2 protein-coding genes are annotated in these 2,984 nt (G+C 59.4%); both read right to left on the bottom strand.

Annotated features, from left to right (window positions below; genetic code table 11):
* On the bottom strand, positions 1 to 1,010 hold a 1,010-nt coding region (gene odhB, locus ACIOVB_RS27290), incomplete at its 3' end, for a 2-oxoglutarate dehydrogenase complex dihydrolipoyllysine-residue succinyltransferase (protein ID WP_401272250.1).
* 42 nt (positions 1,011 to 1,052) lie between these two features.
* Positions 1,053 to 2,984 (bottom strand): 2-oxoglutarate dehydrogenase E1 component (locus tag ACIOVB_RS27295; protein ID WP_401272251.1); only part of this gene is annotated, 1,932 nt, incomplete at its 5' end.

The raw sequence follows: 2,984 nt of genomic DNA on the forward strand, positions 1-2,984 counted from the left end.
GGGGTCGACATCATCGAACCGAAGGTACCACCGTTGGTGATGGTGAAGGTACCACCGGTCATCTCGTCCATCGACAGTTTGCCGTCACGGGCTTTCTTGCCGAAAGTGGCGATGCCGCCTTCGATTTCAGCCAGGCTCATCAGCTCGGCGTTACGCAGAACCGGTACCACCAGGCCACGATCGCTGGAAACAGCAACACCGATGTCGGCGTAGCCGTGGTAAACGATGTCGCCGCCGTCGATCGACGCGTTGACAGCCGGGAAGCGTTTCAGCGCTTCGGTAGCTGCCTTGACGAAGAACGACATGAAGCCCAGGCGTACGCCGTTGTGCGACTTCTCGAACAGATCCTTGTACTTCGAACGCAGCGCCATGACTTCGGTCATGTCAACTTCGTTGAAAGTCGTCAGCATCGCCATGTTCGATTGCGCTTCAACCAGACGCTTGGCCACAGTGGCGCGAACGCGGGTCATCGGTACGCGCTTCTCGATGCGGTCGCCAGCGGCGAACACAGGAGCGGCAGCCGAAGGAGCAGCAGCCTTGGCAGGCGCGGCAGCCGGAGCGGCTTTCTTGGCAGCAACAGCTGCAACCACGTCTTCCTTGGTCACACGACCACCCTTGCCGGTGCCGGCAACGGAAGCGATGTTGATGCCGTTCTCTTCAGCCAGCTTGCGAGCAGCCGGAGCAGCGACAGGATCGTCTTCGCCTTCGGCAGCAGCAGGTGCGGCGGCAGCAGCGGCCGGAGCAGCAGCTGCTGGAGCAGCGGCAGCAGCGCCGCCCGCTTCGATGGAGCCCAGGACTTCGTCGGACAGAACGGTGTCGCCTTCGTTCTTGACGATTGCGCCCAGCACGCCATCAGCAGTAGCCAGCACTTCCAGTACGACTTTGTCGGTTTCGATGTCAACGATCAGATCGTCGCGCTTGACAGCGTCGCCCGGTTTTTTGTGCCAGGTGGCAACGGTGCCATCGGCAACCGATTCCGGGAAAGTGGGGGCTTTGATCTCGATAGCCATTATCTGTAGTTCCTTAAATTCGGTTTCAAGTGCGCGAAGGCATTAAACGGTAAACGCGTCTTGCAGCAGTTTTTCCTGCTGCTCGGCGTGCATCGATGCGTAACCACAAGCAGGTGCAGCGGAGGCATCACGGCCCGCGTACTCAAGTACGAGAGATTTGTCGTGTTTGCCAACGATGCGGCGCATGTGGTGCTGGCTGCAGTACCAGGCACCCTGGTTCATCGGCTCTTCCTGACACCAAACGATATGTTTGAGGTTGGTGTACGGAGCCAGGACTTCAATCAAGTCGTCCTCAGGGAATGGGTACAGCTGCTCGATACGCACGACGGCGATGTCGTCACGGCCTTCGGCACGGCGCTTTTCCAGCAGGTCGTAGTAGACCTTGCCGCTACACAGAACAACGCGCTCGACCTTTTGTGGGTCTTGAGCATCGATTTCCGGGATAACGGTCTGGAACGAACCTTCGGCCAGATCTTCCAGGGTCGAGATGGCCAGCTTGTGGCGCAGCAGCGACTTCGGCGTCAGCACGACCAATGGTTTGCGCAGCGGGCGAATCACCTGACGACGCAGCAAGTGGTAGATCTGCGCCGGCGTGGTCGGTACGGCTACCTGAATGTTGTGCTCGGCGCACAGCTGCAGGTAACGCTCCAGACGTGCCGAGGAGTGCTCAGGACCCTGACCTTCGTAACCGTGCGGCAGCAGCATGGTCAGACCGCACAGACGGCCCCACTTGTGCTCGCCACTGGTGATGAACTGGTCGATAACCACTTGGGCACCGTTGGCGAAGTCGCCGAACTGGGCTTCCCAGATCACCAGCGCATCCGGCGTGGTGGTCGAGTAGCCGTATTCGAACGCCAAAACGGCCTCTTCCGACAGGAACGAGTCGTACAGGTCAAAGCGTGGCTGACCGTCGTACAGGTGCTGCAGCGGAACGTAAGTGCCAGCGTCTTTCTGGTTGTGCAGAACAGCGTGACGGTGCGAGAACGTACCGCGGCCGATGTCCTGACCGGTCATGCGAATCGGGTGACCTTCGAACGCCAGGGTCGCGTACGCCATGGTTTCAGCGTAACCCCAGTTGATCGGCAGGCCGCCGGCTTGCATCTTCTGACGGTCTTCGTAGATCTTCGCAACCTGGCGCTGAACCACGAAGCCATCCGGAATTTCCAGCAGCTTGGCGGACAGTTCCTGCAGGGTTTTCAGATCGAAACGGGTGTCGTGACGCGCAGTCCAGGCGTGGCCCAGATACGGACGCCAGTCCACGAACAACTCTTTGTTCGGCTCTTTGACCAGGCTTTTCACTACGTGCAGACCGTTGTCCAGCGCGTTGCGGTATTCGTCGACTTTCGCCTGAACACGCTCTGCATCAAGCGTACCGTCCTGAGTCAGACGATCAGCGTACAGCTCACGGGTGGTGCGCTGCTTGGTGATCTGCTGATACATCAGAGGCTGGGTGCCGCTTGGCTCGTCGGCCTCGTTGTGGCCGCGACGACGGTAGCAGACCAGATCGATTACCACGTCACGCTTGAATTGCATGCGGTAGTCGATGGCCAACTGGGTCACGAACAACACGGCTTCCGGATCATCACCATTCACATGGAGGATCGGCGCCTGGATCATCTTGGCAACGTCGGTGGCGTACTCGGTGGAACGCGAGTCCAGCGGGTTGCTGATGGTGAAACCAACCTGGTTGTTGATCACGATGTGCACAGTACCGCCGGTCTTGAAACCGCGGGTCTGGGACATCTGGAAGGTTTCCATGACCACGCCTTGACCGGCGAATGCCGCGTCACCGTGGATGGAGATCGGCAGAACCTTCTCACCGGTCGAATCGTTACGACGATCCTGACGGGCGCGAACCGAACCTTCGACCACCGGGGAAACGATTTCCAGGTGGGACGGGTTGAACGCCATGGCCAGGTGAACTTCACCGCCGGCGGTCATCACGTTGGAGGAGAAGCCCTGGTGGTATTTAAC

The organism is Pseudomonas sp. NPDC087639 (genome assembly GCF_044743385.1).
Classification (GTDB): domain Bacteria; phylum Pseudomonadota; class Gammaproteobacteria; order Pseudomonadales; family Pseudomonadaceae; genus Aquipseudomonas.